This is a genomic window from Sorangium sp. So ce176 (assembly GCF_051519835.1).
GTDB classification, from domain to species: Bacteria; Myxococcota_A; Polyangia; order Polyangiales; family Polyangiaceae; genus Sorangium; species Sorangium cellulosum_G.
The window spans coordinates 9474962-9501338 of the sequence record NZ_CP150371.1 but is presented as its reverse complement, the minus strand read 5'-3'; the positions used below and the strand labels follow the sequence as shown (position 1 = coordinate 9501338).

The window sequence follows — 26377 nt, the reverse complement described above, 5'->3', positions numbered from 1 at the left end:
CCCGTATCGAGCCGACTCGCGAGCTCAGCAATGGGCCGTGTCGCGCGCCGCTCCCCGCGACGCGGGTCAGCGAGCCGAGCCGAGAGGGCGCTTGCGCCGCGTCAGGAGCTGCTCGGCCGCCTGGCCGGGCTCGGCGCGCGGGCGCTCCGTGCAGCCGGGGCCTCCGCTCAGGACAGCGCAGGCGAAGAGGCGACCCGCTCGTCGCAGCATCGGAGCGATGACCTCGTGGCGCGCTGGATCTCCGCCCGGGGCGCGCCGCGCTCCTCGCCGAGGCGTCGCGTGCGCGATCCGATCGCGAAAGAGCTTGCCGCGTCGGTCTGCGCCGGCAAGCTCGCCGCTGCAGCGCATCGCTCGAAGAACAGCAGCGCGCAGCGCGGAGGGGATCGCATTGCCTGTCTCGACGGATGGCGACCGCCTGCGGCGGCTCTGCGCCGCGGCGCTGACGCTGCACCTCGGCGCGGCGTGCGCGCCCGCGCAGCGAAGCTCGCCGGACGCCGGCGCGACCGCGACGTCCGACGCGGACGCCGGCGCGATCGCGGCGTCCTCCTCGTCGCCCGGCGGCGACGGCCCGGCCGGCGACGCGATCGCCCCCGCCTACCCGAAGGCCGACGGCGCCCCGGAGCCGCTCGCGGCGCGGCTGTGCGAGGCGCTGCACGCCCTGCCCGCGCGGCGCAAGGCGGCGTGCTGCGGCGGTCGCGCGGGCTTCCATGCCGCGGCGGAGTGCGCGCGCGCGCTGAGCTCCGCGGCGCGCGCGAAGGCGGTGACGCTCTCGCCCGACGACGTCGGCCGCTGCGTCGAGGCCATGGAGCGATCGCTCGAGGGGTGCGACTGGGTCGCTCCGCTCGCCGCCCCGGTTCCGCCCGCGTGCGAGGGGATCGTGCGGGGCGCGCTCGGCGAGGGGGCGCGGTGCCGGTCGTCGCTCGAGTGCGTCGACGGGCTGCGCTGCGACGGCGCCGGCCCCACCGACGCGGGCCTCTGCCGCGCGCCGCGCGCCGCGGGCCCCTGCGGCCACTCCGTCGACGCGCTGGCGGCGGTCACCCGCCAGACGCGCCACGCCGACGCGCACCCCGAGTGCCGCGGCCACTGCGCCGGGCGCGCGTGCGCGGACGACGTCCCGCTCGGCGGCCGCTGCGACGCCCACGCCGCCTGCGGGCGCGGCCGCCGCTGCGTCGACGGGCGGTGCAGCGATGCGCCGCCCCCTCCGGCCGGCGCCGCCTGCCTCGGCGGGCTCTGCGCGCCCGGCGCGCGCTGCGTGGACGGGCGCTGCGCGGCCCCGAAGGCCGAGGGCGAGGCCTGCGCGCGCGACGGCGAGTGCCGCGCCGCGTGCGTCCGCCCCGAGGGGCGCGCGGTGGCCTCCGGCGGCGCGGCCGGCGTGTGCGGGAGGCGGTGCGCGGCGCCGTGACCGGCGAAGGGCGCGCCGCGCCCCCGCCGCGCCGCGCCCATCCAGCGCCTCAGGGCTTGAAATGGCCCTGGGTCGCGCCCTCCCAGGCCGTCGCCAGGTAGGGAAAGGCCGGGAGGAACCGCGCGTCGTTCGCGGCGACCCCGTCGCCCGCCGTCGCGCCGACCGCGCCGGTCAGGATCAGCGTCAGCACGGCATCCGTGACGTCGGTCTGCTCGTGATCCGCGCCGGCGACGAGCGCGCGCCCGTTCGGAAAGCCCGACGGCATGCCCAGATCGATCCGGAGCACGTCGCCGACGGTCTCCAGGTTGTGCCCCCCGAGGCGCGATGGCTTCAGGTTGAACGTGTCGATGAGGTCGGTCCGGTTCTGCTTCAGCGCCTCCGGATCGAAGGCGGCGAGCGGCTGGCCGGCCCGGTAGAGGCCCGCGAACTCGGCGTCGCGCACCAGGATCGGGTTCAGGAAGTAGGCCCCGAAGTTGGCGAGATCGTCGCGCGGGTGCGCGCGGTTGTACTTGTCCTTGTCCTGCAGGCCGATGATCCATGTGTTGATGAGCGGCAGGCCGACCCGCGACACCTGGACCCAGGGACCGAGGCCGTCCTCCTCGCCGTTCGCGCGCAGGATCCGCACCTTGCGGCGGCTCGCCGAGGCCCAGATGCCGAGCGTCTGCTGGTCGTTCGGCCCCGGCGTCGGCTCCGACCCGCCGTTGGCGACGGCGAGCGGGATCTCGAGCGCGAGCGTGTGGACGTTGTAGCCGGCGAGGTTGTCGCGTGCGACGCACGACGGGTTCGGCGCGGCCAGCAGCGGGCACAGCCCCGCGAGATCGAACCCGTGGCCGAGGTCCGCGTAGAAGCCGTCGTCGCGCGGCCCGGCCCAGGCGCGCCCCTCGCCGCCGGCCATCTGCTTGAGGAACTTGGAGGACGTCGCGAAGGCCGGGTAGCCGCCGCCGGAGATCTGGTACGCGAGCTGGTTCGTCCTCCTCCCGATGTTCGGCGGCGCGACAGGCGCGTCGGTCAGGATGACGGTCGACGCGCCGCCCTCGACCTTCGTGATCGTGTACGTCTGCTCCGCGCCCGCGAGCTGCGAGAAGAACTCGTTGCCGCCGCTCGGCGCCGGCGTGAGCCCCGCCGGATCCTCCGCCCGGTACGGCGTCGTCGAGAACCGGAACTGGTACGTCAGCGCGTCCTCGAGGCTCGACGGCCCGCGCGCTATGTGCACCTCGTAGAGCACGTCGTCCGAGAAGCCGTGGAAGTTCGGCCCGCCGGCGGGCTCCTCGAGCGGGTTGTAGCTCGCGAGGATGACGAGGTTGCCGCCTTGCACCCACGCGTACAGGTCGGTGTTGTCGGCGGTCGGGTCCCTCGCGATGGCCGGCGCCTCGCGGTGGCTCGACGCAGCAGCAAGGCCGGATGCGCTGAGCGCGACGCACGCCGCGAAGGCGGCGGCGGCGCGCGACGGTCGGTGGATCATGCGTGCGGGTCCTCCCATCGCTCCTCTGCGGCTCACTGGCTGAGCAGGAACACCGAGCCCTGCTCCTCGGCTCCGTGATCGACGAACGCATCGACGAACGCGAAGACGTCGGCGGCCTTCGCCCTGTGCAGCCCGCCCGGCTCGCCGTCGCCCGCCGCGCCGGTCGCCACCGTCGAGCGCGCCCCGGTCGCCACCTCGATCCGCACGACCTCCGCCGCGCCGCGGGCCGGGTCGCGCGTGAGCACGAGCAGCGCCGCGTCGTCGCGCGTGAGCGCCAGGCCGCACGGATAGCCGGCGCGGAGCCCGGTCGCGAACGGGCTCACGAAGCCGTCCTCGATCCTGAAGATGGTCGCCGCGCCGTCGGGGCTCGCGAGCGGGTCGCACACGAAGACGTCGCCCCCGCCGGCGACAGCGACGCCGCTCGGGTCGACGAGCGGGCTCCCCTTCGCGATCGCGGCGGCCTCGCCGCCGCGCGCGGGCATGGCGAACACGCCGGGCTGGCCGTCCTCGCGATCGCGCCCGGAGAACACGAGCTGCTCCTCGCCGTCCGCGCCGCGGACCACCTCGAGGCCCCGCGCGCGCAGCCCCTCGCCGCCGCGGACGGGCGCGAGGGCGCCGCCGGGCAGGTCGATCGCGAAGAGGGCGCCGGCGTCGTCGAACGCCGAGCTGCCCGCGCCCGGATCGGCCACGAAGACGCGGCCGCCGTCCGCGCTCGCCGCGATCCCGAGCGGCGCGACAAGCGGCGGGCCGACAGCGATCTCGGCCGCGCTCGCCCCGCCGCGCGCGCTGACCCGGAAGACCCCGGCCCTGCCGCCCGCGTCGACGCCGGTGAAGTACACGTACGCCGCGCCGGCGTCCGGCGTCGCGTCGAGCGCGATCGCCGGGGCGAGGGGCGTGATCGCATAGGAAGCGTCGCCCCCCGCGCCGCCCCCGCCGCCCGTCCCGCTCGCCGCGGTGGCGCCGCCCGTGCCGCTGGCAGAGGTCGCTGTCACTGTCTGTCCAGGCGCTTCCTTCGCGCGGCTGCAACCCGGGTTGCCCGCGACGGCCGCGAGCGACGCGACAGCGCACAGCACACCGGCGCTTCGCCGGAAGTCCCCCCTGGCATCCGTCATGCCTGCTCCTCCCCGGCGGCGCTCGCGCGGCTCGCGCGGCTCGCGCGGCCCGCGCGGCTCGCCCGCCGACCGCGCCGGCTGAGCCGAGCGCGCGCGCTGCGCCGGACGCGACCCGTTGTGCCATGGCCCTCCCGGATCGAGTAGGTCGCGGCCGCGCCTCACGCGAAGAAAGCCGCGCGCACCCTGCCTCCCGTGTCCGGCGGAGCCCGCCGGCGCTCGGGCCCTGGACCAGCGCCGCACGGCGGGGCCGGAAGGCCTTCCCCCGTCGACCCGCCGACAGCCCCGCTTTATAAAGACATCCATGTTCGATGTCGCTCGGTCACTGTACGCACGGGCGCTGGAGGACATCCGCGCGGCGGGTCTCTACAAGGAAGAGCGGATCCTCGCGACGCCGCAGGGGCCCGCGATCCGGACCGAGGGTGGCGCCGAGGTCCTCAACTTCTGCGCGAACAACTACCTCGGCCTCTCGTCCAACCTGGCCGTCATCGCCGCCGCGAAGGAGGCGATCGACTCGCACGGGTTCGGCCTCTCGAGCGTCCGGTTCATCTGCGGCACGCAGGACCTGCACCGGCGGCTGGAGTCCAGGATCGCCCGCTTCTTCGGCACCGAGGACGCGATCCTCTACTCGTCCTGCTTCGACGCGAACGGCGGTCTGTTCGAGACGCTCCTCGGCGAGGAGGACGCTGTCATCTCGGACGCGCTCAACCACGCCTCGATCATCGACGGCATCCGCCTGTGCAAGGCCGAGCGGCACCGATACCCGAACGGGGACATGGCCGCGCTCGAGAACCTCCTCCGCAAGACGTCAGGCAAGCGGCTCCGGCTCATCGCCACCGACGGCGTGTTCTCGATGGATGGATACCTGGCGAAGCTCGACACCATCTGCGATCTCGCCGACAAGTACCGCGCGATGGTGATGGTCGACGACTCGCACGCGACCGGGTTCATCGGCCCGACGGGGCGCGGGACCGCGGAGCTCTGCGGCGTCATGCACCGCGTCGACGTGATCACCTCCACCCTCGGCAAGGCCCTCGGCGGGGCGAGCGGCGGCTTCACGACCGGCCGGCAGGAGATCGTCGATCTGCTCCGGCAGCGATCGAGGCCGTACCTGTTCTCCAACACCCTCGCCCCCGCGATCGCCGGCGCCTCGATCGCCGTGTTCGACCTCATCGACGCGGAGCCCTCGCTGCGCGAGCGGGTGATGGAGAACGCGCGCCGGTTCCGGCAGGGGATGACGCAGGCCGGGTTCACCATCAAGCCGGGCGTCCACCCGATCGTGCCGATCATGCTGGGCGAGGCGCGGCTCGCGGGCGAGATGGCGAAGGCGCTGCTCGCCGAGGGCATCTACGTGATCGGCTTCTCGTACCCCGTCGTGCCGAAGGGCGAGGCCCGCATCCGGGTCCAGCTCTCCGCCGCGCACGAGCCCGCGCACGTCGATCAGGCGATCGACGCCTTCCGCAAGGTCGGCCGGCAGCTCGGCGTCGTCGGCTGATCGGATCAGTACCGGATGATCACCTTCGGGTGGCTCGAGATCGCCTCCTGGAAGGTCGCCGGATCGTAGTCCTCGAAGTCGAACACCGTCCCCTGGCCCCGGTTCAGGATGACCTCCCAGATGAGGTCGTGGATGTTCGGGTCGCGCGACTCGAGCAGGTGGCGCGTGATGTGCCACGTCTCGAAGATGCGGCGGCCGATCACGCTGTGCAGGCTGATGCCGTCCACGATGAGGCGATCGAAGTCCTCGATCACCGCGTCGCCGCTCTTCAGGCCGAAGAGGATGACGTCGCCCCCGCGCCGCGCCGCGTGGATCGCGTTGTTGACGCTGCTGTTCACGCCGCTCATCTCGAGCACCACGTCGACGCCGACCCCGTCGGTCAGCTTCCTCACGCGCTCCATCAGCTCGGGATCGCTCGCGTGGGGCCGGTCGGGGCTCGTCTGGTGCGGGCGCAGGACGACGTCGGCGCCCAGGCGGCGGGCCATCTCGGCGTTCCGCTCCGCCGGCTCGACGCCGATGATGTAGATGGCCCCCATCGCGCGCGCGATCGCGACAGCGAACAGGCCGATCGTGCCGCAGCCGAAGATGGCCACGCGCTTGCCGCGGAGGTTCACCTTGGTGCACGCGTGCACGGCGTTGCCGAACGGCTCCTGCACCGCGGCGACCTCGGGCCGGATCCGGGCGATGTCGGTGCGCCACAGGTTCTTCGCGGGCAGCTTCACCAGCTCGGCGAAGCAGCCGTCCTCGCTGATCCCGATGATCTTGTCGTCGGCGCACACGTGCGTGTCGCCGACGCGGCACTGGTAGCAGGCGCCGCAGGCGATGTGGCTCTCGGTCGAGACGATGTCGCCGATCTCCAGCCCGAAGGTCCGGCGCGCGTCGGTCCCGAGGTCGACGACGCGGCCGAGCAGCTCGTGGCCGATCGTGCGCGTCGCCTTCCTGTCGCGATCGAGCGACTTGAAGATCATGTCCTTGAACGCGCTGCGGAACCAGATGCCGCGATCGGAGCCGCAGAACCCCGTCATGATCGGCTTGACGAGGACGCTCGCGCGGTCGTGGTAGTCCTTGGCCTCGTTGATGGCCGGGCGCTCGACCTCATCCCTGGACAGGCCGACGGTGGACTCCCACGGTTGCTTCTCGCGGTTGTACGTCAGCGCCCACATCGCGTCGCTCATGCACCTGGCTCCTGTTCGGGGTTCGAGGCGCACCGAGCTGCCGCGCGGGCGCCTCAGGCGCGTGTAGCGTGGCGCGTGAACGGGCGAGCGCCCATCAGAAAATTGCGCTCTCGCTGCTCACTTCCTCTCCAGCAGCTTCTTCAGCTCGATCTTGCGCCGCCCCGTGCCCGCGTCCGCCGCGCCCGCGTCGGCGCCCGTGCCGGTCGTCCCCGCGTCGGCGCCTGCGCCCGTGCCGGTCGTCCCCGCGTCGGCGCCTGCGCCCGTGCCGGTCGTCCCCGCGTCAGCGCCGGTCGCGGCCGGGGCGCCCGCGTCGCCGGTCCTGGGAGCGGGGGGCGCCGGAGGCGCCTCGGCGTCGGTCGCGAGCGTCGCGCGGCTGTCGTTGGTCTTGAGCTCGATCCACCCCAGCGTGGGCTGGCCTCCGCTCTGGAAGGCGACGAGCATCCAGTCCTGGTAGCTCGCCTTGAGGTCGACGATCGCGCCGTTGTCGAGCCGCGCGAGCTCCTTCGATTGGGCGTCCGCGGCCTGGTAGACGGCGAACTGCTGCAGCAGGCGGCGGCGCCCCGGCTGGGGCTCCATGGTCGGGTACGTGGCCACGTACCCCGCGAGATCCTGCGTGGCAGGCGCCACCGGCAGGGGCGCCGAGGCCGAAGCCGCTGCGTTCGTCGTCGAGGCTTCCTCCCTGCTGCACCCCGCTCCGGCGAGCAAGCTGCCCGCGAGCACCAGGCTCCACATCTCGACCGTACGTGCCATCGTCTCCTCCGTCGCCTCGGGCCGGAGGACTCGCTACGTCGACCGCGAGGCGAGGGCACCGTACACGAGCACCACGGGGAGCGCACCCCGCGTGCGTGCTGGCCAACACAGGCTGCAGGGCAGCCGGTCCGCGCATGGCGAGCTGATCAGCACACGGCGAGCTGATCAGCACACGGCGCGCTGCTCAGCACACGGCGCGCTGCTCAGCACACGGCGCGCTGCTCAGCACACGGCGCGCTGCTCAGCACATGGCGCGCCGGTCAGCGCGTGGCGCGCAGGTGATCGACGGCGCGCCGTCAGCGCTTCGACGACGCGCGCGCGGGCGCCGGCGGCGGGGTCGTCTCGGAGACGGGCGGCCGCTCGCGCAGGCACCTGTCGAGGCCTTCCTGCAGGGCCGCCTCGTGGGCGCCGGGGAGCTTCGGGCGGCCCATCACGTTCACGAAGAGCCGATCGTGCGCGAAGCCGCCGCCCGGCCCGAGGCTCATCCACACGAACATCGCGCGCCCCTTGATGTTCTCGAAGGGCACGCCGGCGCCGAGCTTGCCGCGCCACTCGCGCGAGTCGTGGCTGTTGTCGCGGTTGTCGCCCATCACCCACACCTCGTCGTTGGCCACCTTGAAGGGGCCGCGAGGCACGCCGCACACGCCGCCGCGACAGCTGAGGCCCGGCGTGCAGTCCTCGTTGTCGACGCACATCGTCTTGTCGGGGTTCGCGTCGTAAAGCGTGAAGTACGACCTGTCCCCGAGGTACTCCACGAACAGCTCGGCCTGGCGCCCCTCGTAGCGGTACGGGCCGACGTGACAGTGGGGGACGAGCCAGCCGTTGAGGATCGGCCGGCCGTTGATCACCTCCAGCGTGTCGCCCGGGGTGGCGATCACCCGCTTGATGAAGTCCTGCTCCTTGTTCTCGGGGAACTTGAACACCATCACGTCGCCGCGCGCCGGCGGCAGGCGGGTGAAGAGGCGCTGGTCGGTCCACGGGATGAGCGGACCGTAAGTGAACTTGCTGACGAAGATGTGGTCGCCGACCATGAGGGTCGGGATCATCGAGCCGCTCGGGATCTTGAACGCCTCGACGACGAAGGCGCGCAGGATGAGCGCCACCGCGACGGCGATGCCGATCGACTCCGCGTACTCGCGCATCTCGCCCTTGCGCCAGCGGCCGAGGTGCTCGCCGACCACGCGATCGGCGCGGCTGTGGGCGGCGTCGAACTCGTCGACGTCGAACGTCTCCGCGCTCATCGCGCGCTCGAGCGCCGCGATCGCCTGCGTCACCTGCTCGCGCTCGCCGCTCGTCAGCTCGCGCTCGACGTCGCGCTTGCGGGTGCGCAGGATCCGGTGGGCCTCCTCGAGGAGCGCGGCGGCGTCCTCGAAGCGGGCGCGCGCCTTCGGCGGGATGTCCCGGCGGCCGCCGACGCCGATCGCCGACGCGAACGGCAGATCGTGGCGGAACCGCCAGAGGATCATCGCGAAGATCGTGAAGAGCACGATGCCGGCCGGGATCTGCTGCTCGCCGACGAAGACGCGGAGCGGCTGGGTGCTGTCGCCCGGGGACGCCGGCGTGAGCAGCCAGACGTTCAGGACCGCGAGCGCGAACGGCACGAGGCAGATCCACACGAGGTGGAACAGGAAGCGCAGCAGGCGGCCGTCCCTGCCTCCCGGCGGAGGAGAGCTGCCGGCCGATCGCGGGTCCGCGCCGCCGGCCGGCTTGGCCGCGCTGACGCGGGGCTCCGGGGTTGCGCTCCCCCTCATCGAGGGTCTGAACTCCGAGCTCGAGGGCCGATTGGCCGCGACCGACGGTACGCTCTGGGGTGGATCATCGGGGCGCGGCGGCAAGAGAGAGCTTATGTATACGTCGACCCCCGCCGCGGCAAGTGCGCAGGCGCGGTGGCCGATCCGCCGTCCGTCGCCGGCATCCACATTGTCCGCGCAGTCCGCGCAGCGTCGTCACGGCGCGTCCCCGATCTCGACGGCGTAACTCACGAGGGCGGCCCGGTCGTCGCGGGCGTATGTCGTCGGCTGCGTCCGCCCCGCTGCGCTCGTGTTGTCGATGACCAGGTAGTACTGCCCCGCGGGCAGCGGCACCGTCCGCCGCCACGGCGCGCCCGAGTACACCGGCTCGTCCAGGAGCGGCGCGGCCAGGAGCGGCGCCGGCGCGGGCTGCGTCAGGTACGCCTGGAGCCACGGCTCCCCGCTGCCGCGCGACACGAGGAGCACGTCCACGCCCGGCGCCCCGTCGACGGCGATCGTGAGCGTCATCGCCTCGCCGCTGCCCGTGATCTCCAGCGGGCCGATGTAGTCGCGCTGGTCCTGGTGCACCTCGGTCCGCTCGTTCGCCAGGAGCAGCTTGCCGTTGGCGCGGCGCTCGTAGGGAGCGCGGGGCCGCTGGCCCTTCTCGACGATGCCGAGCCCGAACTGCACCGCGCCGTCGTCGTCGCGGATCACCGTGAAGCCGCGGGCGAGCTCGGTCTTCACGAGCTGCGCGCCGAGCGCGTTCGCGTACGCGCTGCCCTGCGCGAGCGACACCCCGCCGAGCGAGATCGCGGCGGGCTGCTCGATGAGCCTTGTCGTGAAGCTCGCGGCCGTGGTCGAGCGCTGACGGAAGTACACGTACATCGTGTCGCCATCCATCAGGAAGTCGTGCTCGTACTCGACCGCGGCGCTCGCGTCGAAGCTCATGCGCTTCGTCAGGTTCGTCCAGATGACGCCGCTCCCTCCGAACTGGAGGAAGAGGTTCCCGTTCGCGAGCTCCTGGGCGACGCACGAGCCCGGGTAGAACCGGCCCGTCACCGGGTCGTCGTCGCGGAGGCGCAGCGGCACGCTCCGCTTCCGCATCTCGCTGCAGAGCTGGCTCGTCGCGAAGCCCAGGATGGCCCTGCGGAGGGACAGGTTCCCCGGATCGTTCACGACGCCCGGCATGACGCCGAGCGCGCCCTGGCCGCACGCGCCGCACACCGTCCCGAGCAGGGAGAGGCAGAGCGCGAGGCCGAGCGCGCGCAGCGCGACGGTGCGGAAGAGCATGGGCGCAGCATAGTCGAAACACCGGCGGATCGAGCGGCGCGCCGCGTCGCGCCGCGCGGGGCACGTCGCTTTCGGCCCGGCGCGCCGGTGGTGGTAGGGTCGCCGCCATGGCGAACGTCGCGGTGATCGGGGCCGGCGCGTGGGGCACGGCGCTGGCGAAGCTGGTGGCGGACAAGGGAAACCCCACCGCGCTGTGGGCGCACCAGGGGGAGCTCGCCGATCGGATCGGCGCCGAGCGGCAGAACCACCGGTACCTGCCGGGCGTCGAGCTGCCCGCGAGCCTGCGCGCGACGAGCGATCTCGAGGACGCGCTCCGCGGCGTGGAGCTCGCGCTCGTGGTCGTGCCGTCGCACGCGCTGCGCGAGGTGGTCCGCGAGGCCGGCCCCCACATCCCGCGCGGCGCGCTCGTCTGCAGCGCGACGAAGGGGATCGAGAACGACTCGCTGATGCTGATGAGCGAGGTGCTCGTCGACGAGCTCGGGCGCGAGGCCGAGCCGCGGCTCACGTACCTGTCGGGCCCGAGCTTCGCGCGGGAGGTCGCGGCCGGCCAGCCGACCACGGTCGTCGTCGCGGGCAGGAGCGAGCGGGAGACGCACGCTGTGCAGCGGATGCTCGCGACCGATCGCTTCCGGGTCTACTCGTCCGATGACGTCGTGGGCGTGGAGGTGGGCGGCGCCCTCAAGAACGTCGTCGCCATCGCGGCCGGCATCTGCGACGGCCTCGGCCTCGGCCACAACGCGCGCGCCGGGCTCATCACGCGGGGCCTCGCGGAGATGGCCCGCATGGCGGCGGCCAAGGGGGCGAACCTGCTCACGCTGGCGGGGCTCTCCGGGATGGGCGACCTCGTGCTCACGTGCACGGGCGAGCTGTCGCGCAACCGCACCGTCGGGATCGAGATGGGCAGGGGACGGAAGCTCGACGAGATCCTCGCGGGCCTCGGCCACGTCGCCGAGGGGGTGAAGACGGCGAAGAGCGCGTACGAGCTCGCGAACGAGCTGGGCGTGAGCGCGCCGATCGCGGTCGAGGTGTACCGGGTGCTCTACGAGGCAAAGCCGCCGCAGCAGGCCGTTGTCGACCTGATGACCCGCGCCCTGACGAAAGAGTGAGGCGCGGAGCCCGCTCGCGGGAAGGCGCTTTCTCGCGCGGCGCGCGCGCAGCGTCTTTCGCGAGCGTGTAGAGTGGCGGCGCGATGAACACACGACCTCTCGTGAGTCTCCTCTCCGCGTTCCTCGTGTCGAGCGTGGGCTTGACGGCCTCGGCGCAGTACGGCGCGCCGCCCTACGGCGGCTCGTACGGGGGCCAGTACGGCGGCGCGTACGGCCAGCCCCCCGCGCCCTACGGCGGCTACGCGTACCCGCCGAGGAAGACCGAGCCGAAGTCGACGCCGCTCGAGGTCGGCTATCTCTACGCCACGTCCGTGGCCTACGGCGTCGGGACCGGCATCTGGTTCGACGCGCTCGTCGGCATCGACGACCCCGGCGTGCAGTTCATCGCGCCGGCGATCCTCGGCGTGGCGGCGCCCGTGGGCGTCTACTTCCTCGACTCGCCGCCGATGCCGCGCGGCATGCCCTCGGCGATCGCCACGGGCATGGTGATCGGCGCGGGCGAGGGGCTCGGCATCGCCTCCTACCAGTACGTCTCCGCGCGGGAGGGCAAGGAGTGGGGCTTCCTCGGGCTCGCGACCTCCGAGGTGATCGGCTCCACCGTCGGCGGCGCGGCGGGCCTCGGGTTTTACTACCTGCTCCGGCCGAAGCCGCAGACCAACATGCTCCTCGCCTCGGCCGCGGTGTGGGGCTCGCTCATCGGCAGCGAGTTCGGGGCCGCGGCCAGCAATGGAAGCTGGAGCGAGTCGAACGACAGCGTCTCGCTCGGCGGCCTGATCGGGTTCAACGTCGCGACCGCGGGCGCTGTCGGCCTGTCCATCGCCTGGACGCCGTCGTGGAACCAGCTCGCGTGGATGTGGGGCGGCCTCGGCATCGGCACGGTCGTGTCGTTGCCCATCTACCTCGCGTACATCGGCAGCGATCACGACCCGCGCCGCGGCCTCATCGCCCAGGGCGCTGCGGGCACCCTCGGCCTCGTGGCGGGCGCCCTGTTCCTCGGCTCACCGGACCGCAGCGGCGAGCTCGCCGCGGACGAGGAGGATCGCGGCCGCCCCGCGTTCGCGCGCGTGCTCGGCGGCAGCCTCGTACCCTACCGCGGCGGCATGGGCGCGGTCGTCCTCGGAGAGCTCTGGTAAGCCGCGGTGCGCCGGGCAACACGGCTGCGTGGGGCCGCGGCGCGCCTGCTATGCTCCTCTCGATGCCGACCCTGAAGTATTTTGTCTCCGAGGGCGCGCCACGCCTGTACAGCGTCCACAAGCCCGTCACGACGATCGGCAAGGCGCTCGGAAACGACGTCGCGGTCGCGGGGGCCGGGGTGCTCGAGCATCACGCGCAGATCGTGTTCGACGGTCGCGATTTCGTGCTCGAGGAGTGCGAGCGCGACGGCGAGATCGCGATCAACGGCAAGAAGAAGCGGCGCGCCCGCCTGGTGCACGGCGACCGGCTCCAGCTCGGCGCGGTCGAGATCGGGTTCTCGATGTTCGCCGAGGCGCCGACGGCCCAGGAGCGGCTCCCGGCGGGCGACGACGGCGCGGAGCGGCTCGCGTCGCCGCAGGTCTCCTCGGAGCTCGCCGGCGTCCGCAAGCTGTTCGCCTTCAGCGAGAAGCTCATCAACCGGCGCAGCGTCGACGAGCTCCTCGAGGCGATGCTCGACGACGTCATCGAGCTGACCCACGCCGACAAGGGGTTCCTGCTGCTCCTGGAGGGCGCGGAGGCGGCGGCCGACACGGCGGTGCGCGGGGGCGCGCTGGCCGCGCCGACGGCGGGCGGCGACCGCAAGCTCGCGGTGCGCGCGTCGCGCAACGTCCGCAAGGAGGCGATCACCGACGCGGCCGGGGGCATCTCGGACAGCATCGTGCGGCAGGTGATCGCCTCGGGGCGCCCCGTCATCGTCTCCGACGCGCTCGCCGACACGCTGTTCGGCCGGAGCGACAGCGTCATCGCGATGAAGCTCTCCAGCGTGATGTGCGCGCCGCTCCTGTCGCAGGGCCAGATCATCGGCGCGCTCTACGTGGGCAACGACAAGATCAAGCACCTCTTCGACCGCGCCCAGCTCGATCTGCTCAGCATCTTCGCGTCGCAGGCCTCGCTCATCCTCCAGAACGCGATGCTCCTGAACGCCCTCCGGGCCGACAAGGCGAAGCTCGTCGCCGAGCTGCACGACAAGAAATTCGGCGAGATCATCGGCGCTTGCCCGTCGATGATCGAGGTGTTCCGCAAGCTCCAGAAGGTCGCGGCGACCGACATCAGCGTGCTCATCACCGGCGAGACGGGCACCGGCAAGGAGCTCATCGCGCGGGAGCTGCACCGGCGCAGCCAGCGCGAGGGCGGCCCCTTCATCACCATCAACTGCGGCGCGATCCCCGAGAACCTCATCGAGAGCGAGCTCTTCGGCCACGTGAAGGGCGCCTTCACCGGCGCCATCGCGAGCCGCCCGGGCAAGTTCCAGATCGCCGACAAGGGCACGCTGTTCCTCGACGAGATCGGCGAGCTCCCGCTGAACCTCCAGGTGAAGCTCCTCCGCGCCCTCCAGGAGCGGGTCATCTTCCGCGTCGGCGACTCGAAGCCCGAGAAGGTCGACATCCGCATCGTCGCGGCCACCAACCGGAACCTCGAGGAGGAGATCCGCACCGGCAACTTCCGGGAGGACCTCTACTACCGCCTCAACGTCGTGAACCTGTGGCTCCCGCCGCTCCGCGACAGGGGCGACGACGTGCTGATCATCGCCAAGGTGCTGCTCTCGAAGTACGCGGATGAGCTCGGCAGCCCCGTGCGCGGCTTCAGCCCGGCCGCGCTCGCCGCCATCAAGAAGTACTCCTGGCCGGGCAACATCCGGCAGCTCGAGAACCGCATCAAGAAGGCGCTGGTCCTCTGCGATCAGGCGCTCCTCGCCGCGGAGGACCTCGACCTCGGCCCCGGCGCCGAGACGGCCATCATGCCGCTCGAGAAGGCGAAGGAGGAGTTCCAGCGGCGTTACGTGCTCGAGGCGCTCGAGCGCAACAACGGCAACCGCACGCAGACGGCGCGCGACCTCGGCGTCGACCCGCGCACCATCTTCCGCTACCTCGAGAAGGAGCAGAACCCGATGCCGAGCGGGGCCGGCGGCGTGGCCCGCGATCCGACCGAAGCGTGATGGACTACAACCCCCAAGGGCCCTTCGCGGACCCCTGTCCGACCAAGACCCGCGCCGATCTGGAGTGGGACCGCATCCTCGAGGCGCTCGCCGAGCGCTGCGCGTCGCGCGCCGGCAAGCGGCTCGCCCGGGCCCTGCCGTTCGCGTCCACGCGCGCCGAGGCGCTCACCATGCTCGCCGAGGTGCGCGAGGCGTTCGAGCTCGCCCGGGCCGGGGAGCCGCTGCCGTCGCGCGACGTCGCGGAGCTCGAGGACGCGCTCGACCGGGCGCGCATCGGCGCCTCGCTCGCGAACGAGGAGCTCCGCGCCGTGCTCGGCCTGCTCGAGGCCGCGCGCGCCTCGCGCCAGTACCTGCAGGGCCGGCGGCAGATCGCGCCCACGCTCTTCGCCGCGTGCGCCACCAACCCGGAGCTCGACGCCGTCGCGCGCGAGCTCGCGGCGGCCTTCGATCCGGACGGCTCGCTCTCGGATCGCGCCTCGCCCCGCCTCGAGGCGCTCCGCGCCGAGCGGCGCGCCGTGCGCGATCGGCTCGTCCGCCGCCTCGAGGACCTGATCCAGAAGCACGAGGACATCCTCCAGGACCGCTACTGGACCGAGCGCGACGGGCGCTACGTGCTCCCGGTGCGCTCCGACGCGCACGAGCGCTTCCCCGGCATCGTCCACGCGACCAGCGCGAGCGGCGCCACCGTGTTCGTCGAGCCCCGGGTGCTCGTCGAGACGGGCAACCGGATGAAGATGGTCGACGCCGAGGTCGCCCGCGAGGAGCAGGCCATCTACGCGGCGCTCACCGCCCGCGTCGCCGAGGACATCGAGAGCGTCGCGGCCGCCGCCCGCGCGCTGGCCCACGCCGACGTGCGGGCCGCCGCCGCGCGCCTCGCGCGGGACCTCGACCTCACCTTCCCGGACGTCCCTGAGGACGCCTTCGTCGATCGCGGCGCCTCCGACGGCGCGCCGCGGCCGACCTCGATCTTCCTCAACGGCGGCCGCCACCCGCTCCTCGCGCTCGACGGCGTGAAGGTGGTCCCGAGCGACCTCGCGATGAGCGCGGGCCGCGCGATGATCGTCTCCGGCCCGAACGCCGGCGGCAAGACGGTGGCCCTGAAGACGCTCGGCCTCGCGGCGCTGATGGTCCGCGCCGGCCTGCCGGTCGCCGCGCGCGAGGGCTCGCGCGTCGCGCTCTTCGACGTCGTGCTGACCGACGTCGGCGACGAGCAGAACCTCCACAAGAACCTGTCGACCTTCAGCGCCCACGTGCAGAACCTGGGGCAGATCCTCGGCGAGACGCGCCCCGGCGCCCTCGTCCTGCTCGACGAGCTCGCCGGCGGCACCGACCCGCGCGAGGGCGAGGCGCTCGCCGCGGCCGTGCTCGACTCGCTCTGCGCGCGCGGCGGCACCGTCGTCTGCACCACGCACTACGAGGGCCTCAAGGCGCTCGCGCTCGGCGACCCGCGCTTCGAGAACGCCTCGGTCGGCTTCGATCTCGCCACCATGGCCCCGACCTTCCGGCTCGTGATCGGCGTGCCCGGCGCCTCGAGCGCGCTCGCCGTCGCGCGGCGGTTCGGCATCCCCGGCGCCGTGCTCGAGCGGGCCGAGCGCTTCCTCACGAAGGAGGCGGTCACCTTCGAGCAGATGGTCGAGAAGCTCTCCGCCGAGCGCCGCGCGCTCGAGCTCGCGCGCGAGGACGCCGAGCGCGAGGCGGCCGCCGCCCGCGCGAAGCGGCGGGAGCTCGACGGCGAGATCGCGCGGATCCGGGAGAAGGAGCGCGGCGTGATCACGCGCGAGGGCGAGGCGCTGCTCGCGAGCCTCCGGCGCGCGCGCGAGGACCTCAAGGCGGCGCAGTCGCGCCTGCGCGGCAAGCCCACCGAGGACGACGTACGGGCGGCCGCGCGCGTCATGGACGCGGTGGGGCAGAAGACGTCGATCGGCGGCGAGCTCGAGCTGCGCCCGAAGGACGAGCCGCCGGCGCGCCCCGCCGTCGATCCGGCGGCGATCCGCGTCGGCAGCCGCGTCTACGTGCCCCGCCTGCGGGCCGAGGCCGAGGTGGTGGAAGTCCTCTCGGGCGGCCAGCTCCGGGTCGCCGCCGGCGCGCTCAAGCTCACGACCTCGATCGCGGAGCTGCGCGGCACCGGCGCGCCGCCGCCCGCCGCGGCGCCGCCGCAACGCCGCGTCGACCTCGACGCCGCGGCCGATCCGGACGTCCCGATCCAGACCGCGGACAACACCGTCGATCTCCGCGGCCTGCGCGCGCACGAGGCGGTCGCGATGGCCGAGCAGTTCCTCGACCGCTCGCTCGGCGCGGGCCGCAGGGTCACGTTCTTCGTCCACGGGCACGGCACGGGCGCCCTGCGCGACGCCGTCCGCGAGGCGCTGCGCGCGAGCCCCTACGTGGCGCGCCTCCGCCCGGGCGGCCCCAGCGAGGGCGGCGACGGCGTCACGGTCGCGTGGCTGAAGTGGTGAGCGCGAGCGCCGCGTGGTGAGCGCGAGCGCCGCGCGTCGCGGCGCTCAGCGCGCTCAGCGCGCTCAGCGATCCCGATCGACGCGGCCGAGGTTCTCGGCGACGCGGTCGAGCACGCCGTTCACGAAGGCGCCGCTCTCCTCGCTGCCGTACCGCTTGGCGAGCTCCACCGCCTCGTCGAGGATGACCGCGCGCGGCACCTCCGGGTGGTTCATGAGCTCCCACGCGCCGAGCCGGAGGACGTTCCGGTCGACCCGCGCCATCCGCTCGAGGCGCCAGTTCGTGCTCGCCTTGCGGATCGCCTCGTCCACGGCAGCGAGGTCCTTCGCGACGCCGAGCACCACCTCGTCCGCGTAGGCGCGCCCCTCCGGATCACCCGGCGTCTCGCGCCAGAACGTCGCGACCACGCGCGGCGCCGAGTTCCCGCCAGCTTCCACCGCAAACAGCATCTGCAAGGCCGCTTCGCGGCCGGTCGAGCGCGCACCCATCTCTCACAACCTTCGTCTACAGGCCAGCAGCGTCCAGCGACGCACCGAGCGCGAGCATCTCGATCGCGCTGACGGCGGCCTCCCACCCCTTATTGCCATGCTTCGTGCCCGCCCGCTCGATCGCCTGCTCGATCGAGTCGGTCGTCAGGACGCCGAACGTGACCGGCACCCCGGTCTGGAGCGACACGGTCGCGATCCCCTTCGTGACCTCGGCCGCCACGTAGTCGAAATGGGGCGTCGAGCCCCGGATCACGGCCCCCAGCGTGATGATCGCGTCGACGCTCTTCTTGTGCGCGATCCTCCCCACGATGGTGGGCATCTCCCACGCGCCCGGGACGCGCACGATCGACGTCCGCTCCAGCGCGCCGCCGTGCCGCGCGATGGCGTCGAGCGCGCCCTCGACCAGGCGGTCGACGATGAAGTGGTTGAAGCGGCTCGCCACGACCGCGAAGCGCGCCCCCGGCGGGACCACCAGGTTGCCCTCGATCACCCTCGCCTGTCCCTGCCCGACCGCCTGCTCTGCCATCCGCCGTTCCTCTCTCCTGCCGCGCGGGGTGCGCGGCCGCTGCGCCCGCGATCGCGGGCGAGCGAATTTCTACATGCGCGTCCGCGCGCCTGCGCGTCAGGCCTCGCCCTTCATCGACACGAGCGGCACCCGCTCGGCCACGGTGAGCCCGAACCCGGTGATCCCCGCGATCTTCGGCTGGCTGTTCGTGAGCAGCCGGATCTGGTGCACGCCGAGGTCCGCCAGGACCTGCGCGCCGAGGCCGAACTCCCGCAGCGTCCACGGCTGCTGCGTCTTCACCACGGGGCTGCTGTCGTCGGCGCCTGGGCCCTTCAGCAGCTCCAGCTCGCGGCTCAGGTCCCCTCGCGAGGGGATGTACACGACAACGCCGACGCCGGCGCTCTCGATCGCGAGGAGCGCCTCGCGCAGGTTCGTGCCGCCGTCGAAGGGCGTCGAGCTGAAGAGGTCCGCGACGGTCGAGCCCGAGTGCACGCGGCAGAGGATCGGCTCCTGCGTCGCGACGGCGCCCCTCGTCAGCGCGAGGAACTGCCTCGGCTCGTTGATGACCTCGTAGACGTAGGCGGTCCACTCCGTGCCCGTGAGGTCGAGGCGCAGCGGCCGCTCGCTCACGCGGCGGACCAGCCGCTCGGTCTGGAGCCGGTACTGGATGAGATCCGCGACCGTCACGATCAGCAGGCCGTGCTTCGCGGCGAACACCTCGAGGTCCGGCATGCGGGCCATGCTGCCGTCGTCGTTCATGATCTCGCAGATCACGCCCGCCGGCCGCAGCCCGGCGAGGCGCGCGAGGTCCACGGACCCCTCGGTCTGCCCCGTCCGCACGAGCACGCCCCCGCGGCGCGCCTTCAGCGGGAAGACGTGCCCCGGCGTGACGAGATCCTCGGGCCCGGCGTCGGGCGAGCTCGCGACCCGGATCGTGTGCGCCCGATCGGCGGCGCTGATCCCTGTCGTCACCCCGGTGCGCGCCTCGATGCTCACGGTGAAGGCGGTGCCGAGCGGCGGCCCGTTTCGGCCCGGCGCCGACATCATCGGCAGCTCGAGGCGCGCGACCTGCTCCTCGTCGAGGGCGAGGCAGATGAGGCCGCGCCCGTGCATCGCCATGAAGTTGATCGCCTCGGGGGTCACCGCCTCCGCGGCCATGCAGAGGTCGCCCTCGTTCTCGCGATCCTCGTCGTCGACAAGGATCACCATCTTGCCCGCGCGGATGTGGTCCAGCGCGGTGTTGACCCGATCGAGCACCGCCTTGTCGATGGTCAGCCGGTGAGGCATCGGACCCCCGGAGGTCATGTCCTGGTCGAGCTTGCCGCTCGAGGCTGACTGCGCCTCACCAGAATCCCCCCGCGCGCAGCTTTGCGAGGAGTCGTTCGTCGTGATCCGCATTCTCTCCCGTATTTCCACGCTCGCCGTCGCGCTGGACCGAAGCGTCGCCGTCGCGCGTCTCCGTGCTGGAGAGGCTCCGCAGGCCAGCGAGCGACGCGACCTCGAGCGTTCGCGCCACGTAGCGCGCGAGCACGTCAACTTCAAGGTTGACGGTGGTGCCCGGGCGGAGCTCGCCGAGGAGCGTCCGCCCGATGGTGTGCGGGACCAGCATCACCTCGAACCACGTCTCCGCGGAGCTCGCCGTGGACACGGCGTTGAGCGTGAGGCTCGCGCCGTCGATGGCGATCGAGCCCTTGGGGGCCAGGAACCGAGCGAGCTCGGCCGGCGCGCTCACCGCGAGGCGGATCGCGTCGCCGGATCGCGACTGCTCCTTCACGCGGCCGAGCCCGTCGACGTGCCCCAGGACCACGTGACCGCCCATGCGCGCGCCGAGCGGCGTCGCCCGCTCGAGGTGGACGCGCGCGCCGACCTGCAGCGCGCCGAGCGTGGTGCGGCCGAGGGTCTCCGAGGACATGTCGCACTCGAAGCCGCCGGGCGCGATGCGGTCGACGGTGAGGCAGGCGCCGTTGACGCTCACCGACTCGCCGAGCGTCAGCGGCCCGAGGCTCGCCTCGATGAGCGCGCGGGCCACGGGGCCGCCGCTGCGGCGGCGGAGGACCCCGATCGTCTCGACAAGCCCGGTGAACATCGCCGAAGCCCCTCTGCCTAGTCCTTCGGGGTGCGGTGACCCTGGCTGGTCAGGAGCTTGTCGATGAGCCCTTGCGAGTAGCTCGACAGCTCGGTGAAGACGACCCCCATCCCCTGCGGGTCGTCGTGCACGCGCACGACCTCGCCGACGCCCTCGATCGTCTCGATGTCATCCATGATCACGGTGAACCGGAGGTTCACCTTCGTCCCGACGTCGAGCGGCGTCTTCGACCGCACGAACACGCCGGTCCGCGAGATGTTCGTCACGTACTCGTTGATGAACGCGTCATACGACTCGAACTCCTTGTTGATGGTGACGCGCTCCTCCTTGCGTCCCGTCTTCAACGACTCGCCCTCGCTGCTCTCCGGAGAACCCTGATCGTCCGCCATGGCGCCTTACCTGCCTTGCAGATCGAACTGCTCGAGGTGGTACTCCTTTCGGGGTACGAGATCGATCCGGCGCTGGAACAGCCGCTCCGCCTCTTGCACGGCGATGCGCTCGTCGTTCTTCAGGAGGTCGATCACCGCCGGATGCGCGTTCACCACGACCGAGTAGCCGGGCAGGTTCATCCGCTCGCGCCGTATCTGCCTCAGGATCTCGTAGGCGACGGTCTGCTTCGACTGTAGCTGGCCCGTCCCGTCGCAGTAGAAGCACGGCTCGAGGATCGTGCGCCCGAGGCTCTCGCGCGTGCGCTTCCGGGTCATCTCGATCAGGCCCAGATCGGAGATCCGGTTCAGCGTGGTCTTCGCCTTGTCCCGGCCGAGCAGCTCCTCGAGGCGGCGCCGCACCTTCTCCCGGTTCTGGGCGCGCTCCATGTCGATGAGGTCGAGGATGATCAGCCCGCCGATGTTACGGAACCGGAGCTGATAGGCGATCTCCTCGACCGCCTCCAGGTTCGTGGTCAGGATCGTCTCCTCGAGATCCTTCGAGCCCTTGCCGACGAACCGCCCCGTGTTCACGTCGATCGCGGTGAGCGCCTCGGCCTGATCGATGATCAGGTGGCCGCCCGACGGGAGCGGGACCTTCCGCGACAGGGCGCGCTGGATCTCGTCCTCGATCCCGTACGCGTCGAAGATCGGCTCCGTCCCCTCGTAGAGCTCCACCGCGTCGGCGCGCTCGGGCATGAACATCTCGACGAAGCGCCGCAGGCGGATGTACTCCTCGCGGTCGTCGATCACGATCTTCTCGATGTCGTCGGTGAAGAGGTCGCGCGCTGTCTTCAGCACGAGATCGAGCTCGGTGTAGAGCACCGCCGGCGCCCTCACGCCGCTCTCGCGCTTCTTCGCCACCTCGCCCCAGAGGCGCACGAGGTAGCCGACGTCGGCCTTGAGCTGCTTCTTCGTGAGGCCCTCGGCGAGGGTGCGCACGATGAGCCCGCCCTGCGGGGGCTTCATCGCCTCGATCGCGTCCCGCAGCCGGGAGCGCTCCTTCTCCGAGCCGATGCGCTTGGAGATCCCGATGTGATCGACCGTCGGGAGGTACACGACGTAGCGGCCGGGCAGCGAGATGTGGCTCGTGACCCGGGCGCCCTTGGTCCCGATCGGCTCCTTCGAGATCTGGACGATGACCTCCTGCCCTTCGCGGACGACCTCGCGGATCGGGGTCGACTTGGAGATGCGCGGCGGCTCGTTCTGCCAGTTGCGCGAGCCCTGCTGGCCGCGCGCGGCGCCCTTGCCCTTGCCTTCCCGCGGCTGCTCGCGCCCTCGGGCCCGCTGGTCGCGCCCACCCCTGTCGCGCCCCTCGCGCCCGCCCTGCTGTCCGCGTCCACCCCTGTCGCGCCCCTCGCGCGGCGTCTCGCGGCCCTCGCGCGGCGCCTCGCGGCCTTCGCGCGGCGCCTCGCGGCCTTCGCGCGGCGTCTCGCGGCCTTCGCGCGGTTGGCGTGCCTCGCGGCCCTCGCGCGGCGTCTCGCGGCCCTCGCGCGGCGTCTCGCGGCCCTCGCGCGGCGTCTCGCGTGCTTCTGCGGGGGCCGCCCCCTCGGGAGCGGCGTTGCCGCCCTCCAGGTTGGCGCGCCGATCACGCGTTCGCCCCGACCGGCGCACCCGCGCATTTTGCCGCCCGCGCGTGCGCCCGCTGCGCGCCCGTGCCGCCGGTGGCACCTCGTCGCCCGCGGCGTCCGGCGCGACCGCGCCCTCGGCGGCCGCCGGTGCGCTCTCCTCGTGCGCGGCGGGCTCGTCCGAAGCGCTCCCCGCCTGCGCCTCCGCGTCGTCGCTCGGCGCCTCCCGGCGCTCTGCGGCGGCGCTCCACACGTCGGCCGCTTCTTCCGGCTGCGGGGAGGCAGGCTCGACGTCGTAGGCGGGCGCGTCGAGCTCGTCGTCCTCCTCGGAGCTCGCTTCGTCCGGCCCCGCCTCGTCGGCGCTCGCCTCGTCGGCGTCGCTGTCTCCGCCGGGGGCGACGAGCTCCTCGTCGTCGTCCTCTGCGCTGTCCTGCTCGGGCTCGCCGTCGATCCCCGGCTCCGGGGTGTCGTCGGCCTCATCGAGCGTCACCATCGAGCCGACGCCGGCGAACGCCTCTCCGGAAGGGCTCTCGAGCACGTCGAGCGCCGTGGGCAGGTCGATCGTGACATCGCTGGTCTCTTCCAGCGAGCCGTCCGCCCCGAGCGCGCCCTCGGCCTCGAGCCCTTCCTCGGCCTCGAAGTCCGCGCCCTCGTGCGCCGCGTGGTGTTCGGCGGCCGCGCCGGGGCTCTCGGGCGCAGCCTCCGCGCCGGAGAGCTCGTGCACCTCGCTTTCTTCGGGCCCGGGAGCCTCGCTGGCGCGCGCGGCGCGACCTCGCGAGGAGGCGCGTTCCTCCTCCGCGGGGCGGCGGTGCCCGGCCAGGTACGCCTCGAAGTCGTCGGGCCGGATGAGATCCTCGACGTGCAGGAAGGCTGCTCGCTCGAGCCCCACGTCGATGAACGCGGCCTGCATTCCGGGTAAAACGCGGCTGACCTTGCCGAGGTAGATGTTTCCGAGCGTCCCCTTGGAGCTCTCCCGCTCGAGATGCAGCTCAGCGATGATCCCGTTTTCGATCAGCGCGACGCGTGTCTCGCGGATGTCCACATTGATGACGAGAAGGTTCTTTCCCATGTCGGATGCCGCACATCGGCGGCGCCGCCAAGCGTTACCACGGGTTGCCCGGGCCATGAAGGCGCAACGCGGCGCGCGCTGCGCGATTGAGGGGGCGGGGCCGGACGTCGACGAGCCGGGCCGGCCGGCACCTCGTGAGCTACCTCGCGCGTTCGCCGCGCCGCCCCGAGGAACGGCCGCGCCTGCGCCGGGGCCACCCCGGGGGCGGCCCGAGCCGCGGCGGGGCAGGGCAAGGGCAGGGACGAGGCGCTTCCGTGGAGCCGCTGGCGCTCGCTGCGGAGCCCTCGGCGCCGCCCGGCGACCTGCAGGGGCACCGCCGAGCGCGCGCGCCCCGAGTGCAGCCACAGCAGATCCCGCGGGGGTCGCGGGGCCCGGACGATAGCCGTCCTGGCAGGGGGCGCACAAAGCGCCGGAGGGGGCGACGCTCCGTCGCCCCCTCCAGGCATGACCTGCGGTGAGTTCAGCGCCTCACTGCTGGCACAGCGGCTCATCGGCCGCACTGCAGCTCTCGGGGCACTCCTGGCAGACAGTGCACTTGGCGATGGCGTCGTAGGCTTCGACGGCGTCCGCGTTCGCCGTGCGGCACTCCTCGGTGCACGCGGCCGGATCGTCGTCCTCGGAGCAGCTATCGAGGCAGCTTGCCAGCTTGAAACAGGGGCCATCCTTATCCTTCACGCAGGCATCGAAGATCTCTTTGCAAGGCCCGCTGGTGGCGCACTTGTAGCAGCCCGTATTCGTGTCGCGGCCGCAGGTATCCTCGGTGTCATCACAGATCGGGGTCCCGGTCGAGGAAGAGCTCGTGGTGCTCGCGCCACCTTCGCCGCCGTTGCCGCCGTTGCCGCCGTTGCCGCCGTTGCCGCCGTTGCCGCCGTTGCCGCCGTCGCCGCCGGAGCTGGTGCTCCCGCTGGTGGCGGTCGAGCCGTTGCTCGGCGGGTCGGTGCTGTTGTCACCGCATGCCACGAGGGCGCAACCGGAAATCAAAAACGCAGCGAATACCCAAGATTTCATGCTCAATACCTCCACAGAACCCAACCGACCCTTCATTCGTCTACTCGGCGCCCCCCAACGCTCGGCGTGCCCGCCAAACCACCCGCTTTCCTGTGCCGGCCCCCGGGTGCACCTGTGCAGATCGTTGGTCAGAGAGAAGCATCGCGCGCGGAGAAGAGAGAAAAACAGCCGCGCAAGTGGTTTCTACACGCTTGGGATCGGCCGCGCAACGGCGTCGCTCGCCCCGGCACGCTCCTGCGAACGCGCTCTAAGCAGTTTTGCTGGCCGGTCTCTCGCTGCGCATGATTCACGCGGGCGCCGCGCTGGCCAAAATTCTGCTAAAGCGGGATGTTTCCGTGCTTCTTCGGCGGGTTCTTGTCCCGCTTGTCGCGCAGGAGGTCGAGCGCCCGGGCCAGCCGACTGCGGAGCATGCGAGGGTAGATCACCTCGTCAATGAAGCCGAGCTCGGCCGCCTTGTACGGGTTGGCGAATTTCGCCTTGTAGTCCTCGACGAAGCGTGCGCGGGCGGCGGCCGGGTCGGCCGCTTGCTGGATCTCCCGGCGGTACACGATATTCACCGCGCCCTCCGGCCCCATGACGGCGATCTCGGCGGTCGGGAACGCGAGGTTGTAATCGGCGCGGATGTGCTTGGACGCCATGACGTCGTAGGCGCCGCCGTAGGCCTTGCGGGTGATCACCGTCACCTTGGGCACCGTGGCCTCGGCGAAGGCATAGAGGAGCTTCGCGCCGTGAGCGATGATCCCGCCGTATTCCTGGTCGATCCCGGGGAGGAAGCCGGGCACGTCCACGAACGTGACGAGCGGGATATTGAAGCAGTCGCAGAAGCGGACGAACCGCGCCGCCTTGATGCTCGCCTTGATGTCCAGGCAGCCGGCGAGCACCTGAGGCTGGTTCGCAACCACCCCGATGGGCGCGCCCCCGATCCGGGCGAACCCGACCACGATATTCTGCGCAAAACGCTCGTGGATCTCGAAGAGACGGCCGTCGTCGACCACGGCGCGCACGACCTGCTTGATGTCGTACGGCTTCGACGACTCCGCGGGGACCATCGCGTCGAGCTCAGGCACCTCGCGGTCCTCGGGATCTGTCGCGGGGCGACGCGGCGGATCCTCGGTGTTGTTCGAGGGCAGGAACGAGAGCAGCTCACGGAGCTGCGCGAGCGACGCCCGGTCGTCAGGTGCGGTGAGGTGGCATACGCCGCTCTTGGAGGCGTGGGTTGCGGCGCCGCCGAGGTCTTCCTTGGTGACGTCCTCGTTGGTGACCGTCTTGATGACCTCCGGTCCGGTGATGAACATGTAGCTCGTCCGCTCGGTCATCAGGATGAAGTCGGTGATGGCGGGCGAGTAGACGGCCCCGCCGGCGCACGGCCCGAGGATCGCGCTGATCTGGGGGACGACGCCGCTCGCGAGCGTGTTGCGGAGGAAGATGTCGGCGTAGCCGGCGAGCGACTCGACCCCCTCCTGGATCCGGGCGCCGCCCGAGTCGTTCAGCCCGATGACGGGGGCGCCGATCTTCATCGCGAGATCCATCACCTTGCAGATCTTCGAGGCGTACGCGCCGGAGAGCGAGCCGCCGATCACGGTGAAGTCCTGCGCGAACACCACGACCTTGCGCCCGTCGATGAGCCCCCAGCCGGTCACGACGCCGTCGCCGAGGACCTTCTGCTTGTCCATGCCGAAGTCGGCGCACCGGTGGACGACGAACCGATCGATCTCGACGAACGACCCCGGGTCGAGGAGCAGGTCGATGCGCTCCCGCGCGGAGAGCTTGCCGGCCTCGTGTTGCCTGGCGAGGCGGTCTTTTCCGCCCCCATCGAGCGCGCGGCGGTTCATGTCGTCGAGGCGGGCGAGCGCTGGGCGTCCCGGGGCCGTCGGATCAGCCATGCCCGCGCCCTACCACGGACCCCCCCGGGGATCGAAACCCCGTCGCGCGCGGCGCCGCGATCCCGAGGCAGGCCGATGTCGCCGCCAGCGGGGTCGGCCAACGACGGCAGCGGGGCGAGGTCAGCGGAAACGTGCGAGGCGCGACGGCCGCGCGGGCGGTGCGAGGCGCGGCAGGGCGCGCGCATGCCCGGGGGCGCGACGAAAAATGACCGCGCTCCGGGGCGGCCTCCACCCTACTATCT

General features: G+C 72.4%; 20 protein-coding genes. 6 read left to right on the top strand and 14 right to left on the bottom strand.

The genetic code is table 11. From position 1 onward, the window contains the following. The first annotated feature begins 388 nt into the window (after positions 1 to 388). Entirely contained in the window at positions 389 to 1402 is a 1014-nt protein-coding gene (locus WMF42_RS35905; protein ID WP_437687561.1) for a hypothetical protein, read from the top strand. A 49-nt stretch (positions 1403 to 1451) separates the two neighbouring features. Here WMF42_RS35905 and WMF42_RS35900 read toward each other — a convergent pair whose 3' ends face one another. Together WMF42_RS35900 and WMF42_RS35895 are read right to left on the bottom strand one after the other, a co-directional pair. Further along, on the bottom strand, positions 1452 to 2864 hold the full coding sequence (locus WMF42_RS35900; protein ID WP_437687559.1) for a DUF4331 domain-containing protein: 1413 nt from the start codon (positions 2862 to 2864) through the stop codon (positions 1452 to 1454). A gap of 32 nt (positions 2865 to 2896) precedes the next feature. Next, positions 2897 to 3976 carry a hypothetical protein gene (locus WMF42_RS35895; protein WP_437687557.1) on the bottom strand — a complete coding sequence of 360 codons (1080 nt, stop codon included), beginning with the start codon at positions 3974 to 3976 and terminating at the stop codon, positions 2897 to 2899. Between the two features lie 301 nt (positions 3977 to 4277). Between WMF42_RS35895 and kbl the strand changes: the two genes are divergently transcribed. Next, on the top strand, positions 4278 to 5468 hold the full coding sequence (gene kbl / locus WMF42_RS35890) for a glycine C-acetyltransferase (RefSeq protein ID WP_437687555.1): 1191 nt from the start codon (positions 4278 to 4280) through the stop codon (positions 5466 to 5468). Positions 5469 to 5473: 5 nt separating this feature from the next. Here kbl and WMF42_RS35885 read toward each other — a convergent pair whose 3' ends face one another. The 4 genes from WMF42_RS35885 to WMF42_RS35870 all read right to left on the bottom strand — a co-directional run bounded on the left by WMF42_RS35885 (position 5474) and on the right by WMF42_RS35870 (position 10413). Continuing rightward, positions 5474 to 6643 (bottom strand): zinc-binding dehydrogenase, encoded by a 1170-nt coding sequence (locus WMF42_RS35885; RefSeq protein ID WP_437687553.1) that lies wholly within the window; start codon positions 6641 to 6643, stop codon positions 5474 to 5476. A gap of 117 nt (positions 6644 to 6760) precedes the next feature. Then, complete coding sequence (locus WMF42_RS35880; RefSeq protein ID WP_437687551.1) at positions 6761 to 7393, bottom strand: hypothetical protein; 633 nt, start codon at positions 7391 to 7393, stop codon at positions 6761 to 6763. 296 nt (positions 7394 to 7689) lie between these two features. Further along, positions 7690 to 9144, bottom strand: a complete 1455-nt coding sequence (gene lepB / locus WMF42_RS35875) for a signal peptidase I (protein WP_437687549.1) — start codon at positions 9142 to 9144, stop codon at positions 7690 to 7692. 195 nt (positions 9145 to 9339) lie between these two features. Next, entirely contained in the window at positions 9340 to 10413 is a 1074-nt protein-coding gene (locus WMF42_RS35870; RefSeq protein ID WP_437687548.1) for a hypothetical protein, read from the bottom strand. Positions 10414 to 10520: 107 nt separating this feature from the next. On the opposite strand from WMF42_RS35870, the gene WMF42_RS35865 reads away from it, so the two are divergent. From WMF42_RS35865 to WMF42_RS35850, 4 genes are all read left to right on the top strand, one after another. Continuing rightward, the gene (locus WMF42_RS35865) at positions 10521 to 11519 is read left to right on the top strand and encodes an NAD(P)H-dependent glycerol-3-phosphate dehydrogenase (RefSeq protein WP_437687546.1); all 999 of its coding nucleotides are present in this window, start codon (positions 10521 to 10523) and stop codon (positions 11517 to 11519) included. A gap of 83 nt (positions 11520 to 11602) precedes the next feature. After that, positions 11603 to 12652 (top strand): hypothetical protein, encoded by a 1050-nt coding sequence (locus tag WMF42_RS35860; protein ID WP_061608533.1) that lies wholly within the window; start codon positions 11603 to 11605, stop codon positions 12650 to 12652. A 50-nt stretch (positions 12653 to 12702) separates the two neighbouring features. Then, the gene (locus tag WMF42_RS35855; protein ID WP_081426518.1) at positions 12703 to 14649 is read left to right on the top strand and encodes a sigma 54-interacting transcriptional regulator; all 1947 of its coding nucleotides are present in this window, start codon (positions 12703 to 12705) and stop codon (positions 14647 to 14649) included. Further along, complete coding sequence (locus WMF42_RS35850; RefSeq protein WP_437687543.1) at positions 14649 to 17105, top strand: endonuclease MutS2; 2457 nt, start codon at positions 14649 to 14651, stop codon at positions 17103 to 17105. Before WMF42_RS35855 ends, WMF42_RS35850 begins: the two co-directional genes overlap by 1 nt. A 63-nt stretch (positions 17106 to 17168) precedes the next feature. Here WMF42_RS35850 and nusB read toward each other — a convergent pair whose 3' ends face one another. The 8 genes from nusB to WMF42_RS35810 all read right to left on the bottom strand — a co-directional run bounded on the left by nusB (position 17169) and on the right by WMF42_RS35810 (position 26135). Continuing rightward, positions 17169 to 17591, bottom strand: coding sequence for a transcription antitermination factor NusB (gene nusB, locus WMF42_RS35845; RefSeq protein WP_061608535.1), 423 nt, complete (start codon positions 17589 to 17591; stop codon positions 17169 to 17171). A gap of 16 nt (positions 17592 to 17607) precedes the next feature. Next, positions 17608 to 18117 (bottom strand): 6,7-dimethyl-8-ribityllumazine synthase, encoded by a 510-nt coding sequence (gene ribH / locus WMF42_RS35840; RefSeq protein ID WP_061608536.1) that lies wholly within the window; start codon positions 18115 to 18117, stop codon positions 17608 to 17610. Positions 18118 to 18213: 96 nt separating this feature from the next. Next, positions 18214 to 19383: a 3,4-dihydroxy-2-butanone-4-phosphate synthase gene (gene ribB / locus WMF42_RS35835; protein ID WP_061608540.1), complete on the bottom strand. Its 1170-nt coding sequence runs from the start codon at positions 19381 to 19383 to the stop codon at positions 18214 to 18216. A gap of 55 nt (positions 19384 to 19438) precedes the next feature. Then, a complete protein-coding gene (locus WMF42_RS35830) occupies positions 19439 to 20182 on the bottom strand; it encodes a riboflavin synthase (RefSeq protein WP_437687539.1) in 744 nt (247 codons plus the stop codon). Between the two features lie 17 nt (positions 20183 to 20199). Further along, positions 20200 to 20571 carry a PilZ domain-containing protein gene (locus tag WMF42_RS35825; RefSeq protein WP_061608538.1) on the bottom strand — a complete coding sequence of 124 codons (372 nt, stop codon included), beginning with the start codon at positions 20569 to 20571 and terminating at the stop codon, positions 20200 to 20202. Between the two features lie 6 nt (positions 20572 to 20577). After that, positions 20578 to 23244 (bottom strand): Rne/Rng family ribonuclease, encoded by a 2667-nt coding sequence (locus tag WMF42_RS35820; RefSeq protein ID WP_437687537.1) that lies wholly within the window; start codon positions 23242 to 23244, stop codon positions 20578 to 20580. A gap of 468 nt (positions 23245 to 23712) precedes the next feature. Beyond that, positions 23713 to 24204, bottom strand: coding sequence for a hypothetical protein (locus WMF42_RS35815; RefSeq protein WP_437687535.1), 492 nt, complete (start codon positions 24202 to 24204; stop codon positions 23713 to 23715). 365 nt (positions 24205 to 24569) lie between these two features. After that, on the bottom strand, positions 24570 to 26135 hold the full coding sequence (locus WMF42_RS35810) for an acyl-CoA carboxylase subunit beta (RefSeq protein WP_061611093.1): 1566 nt from the start codon (positions 26133 to 26135) through the stop codon (positions 24570 to 24572). Positions 26136 to 26377 lie beyond the last annotated feature (242 nt).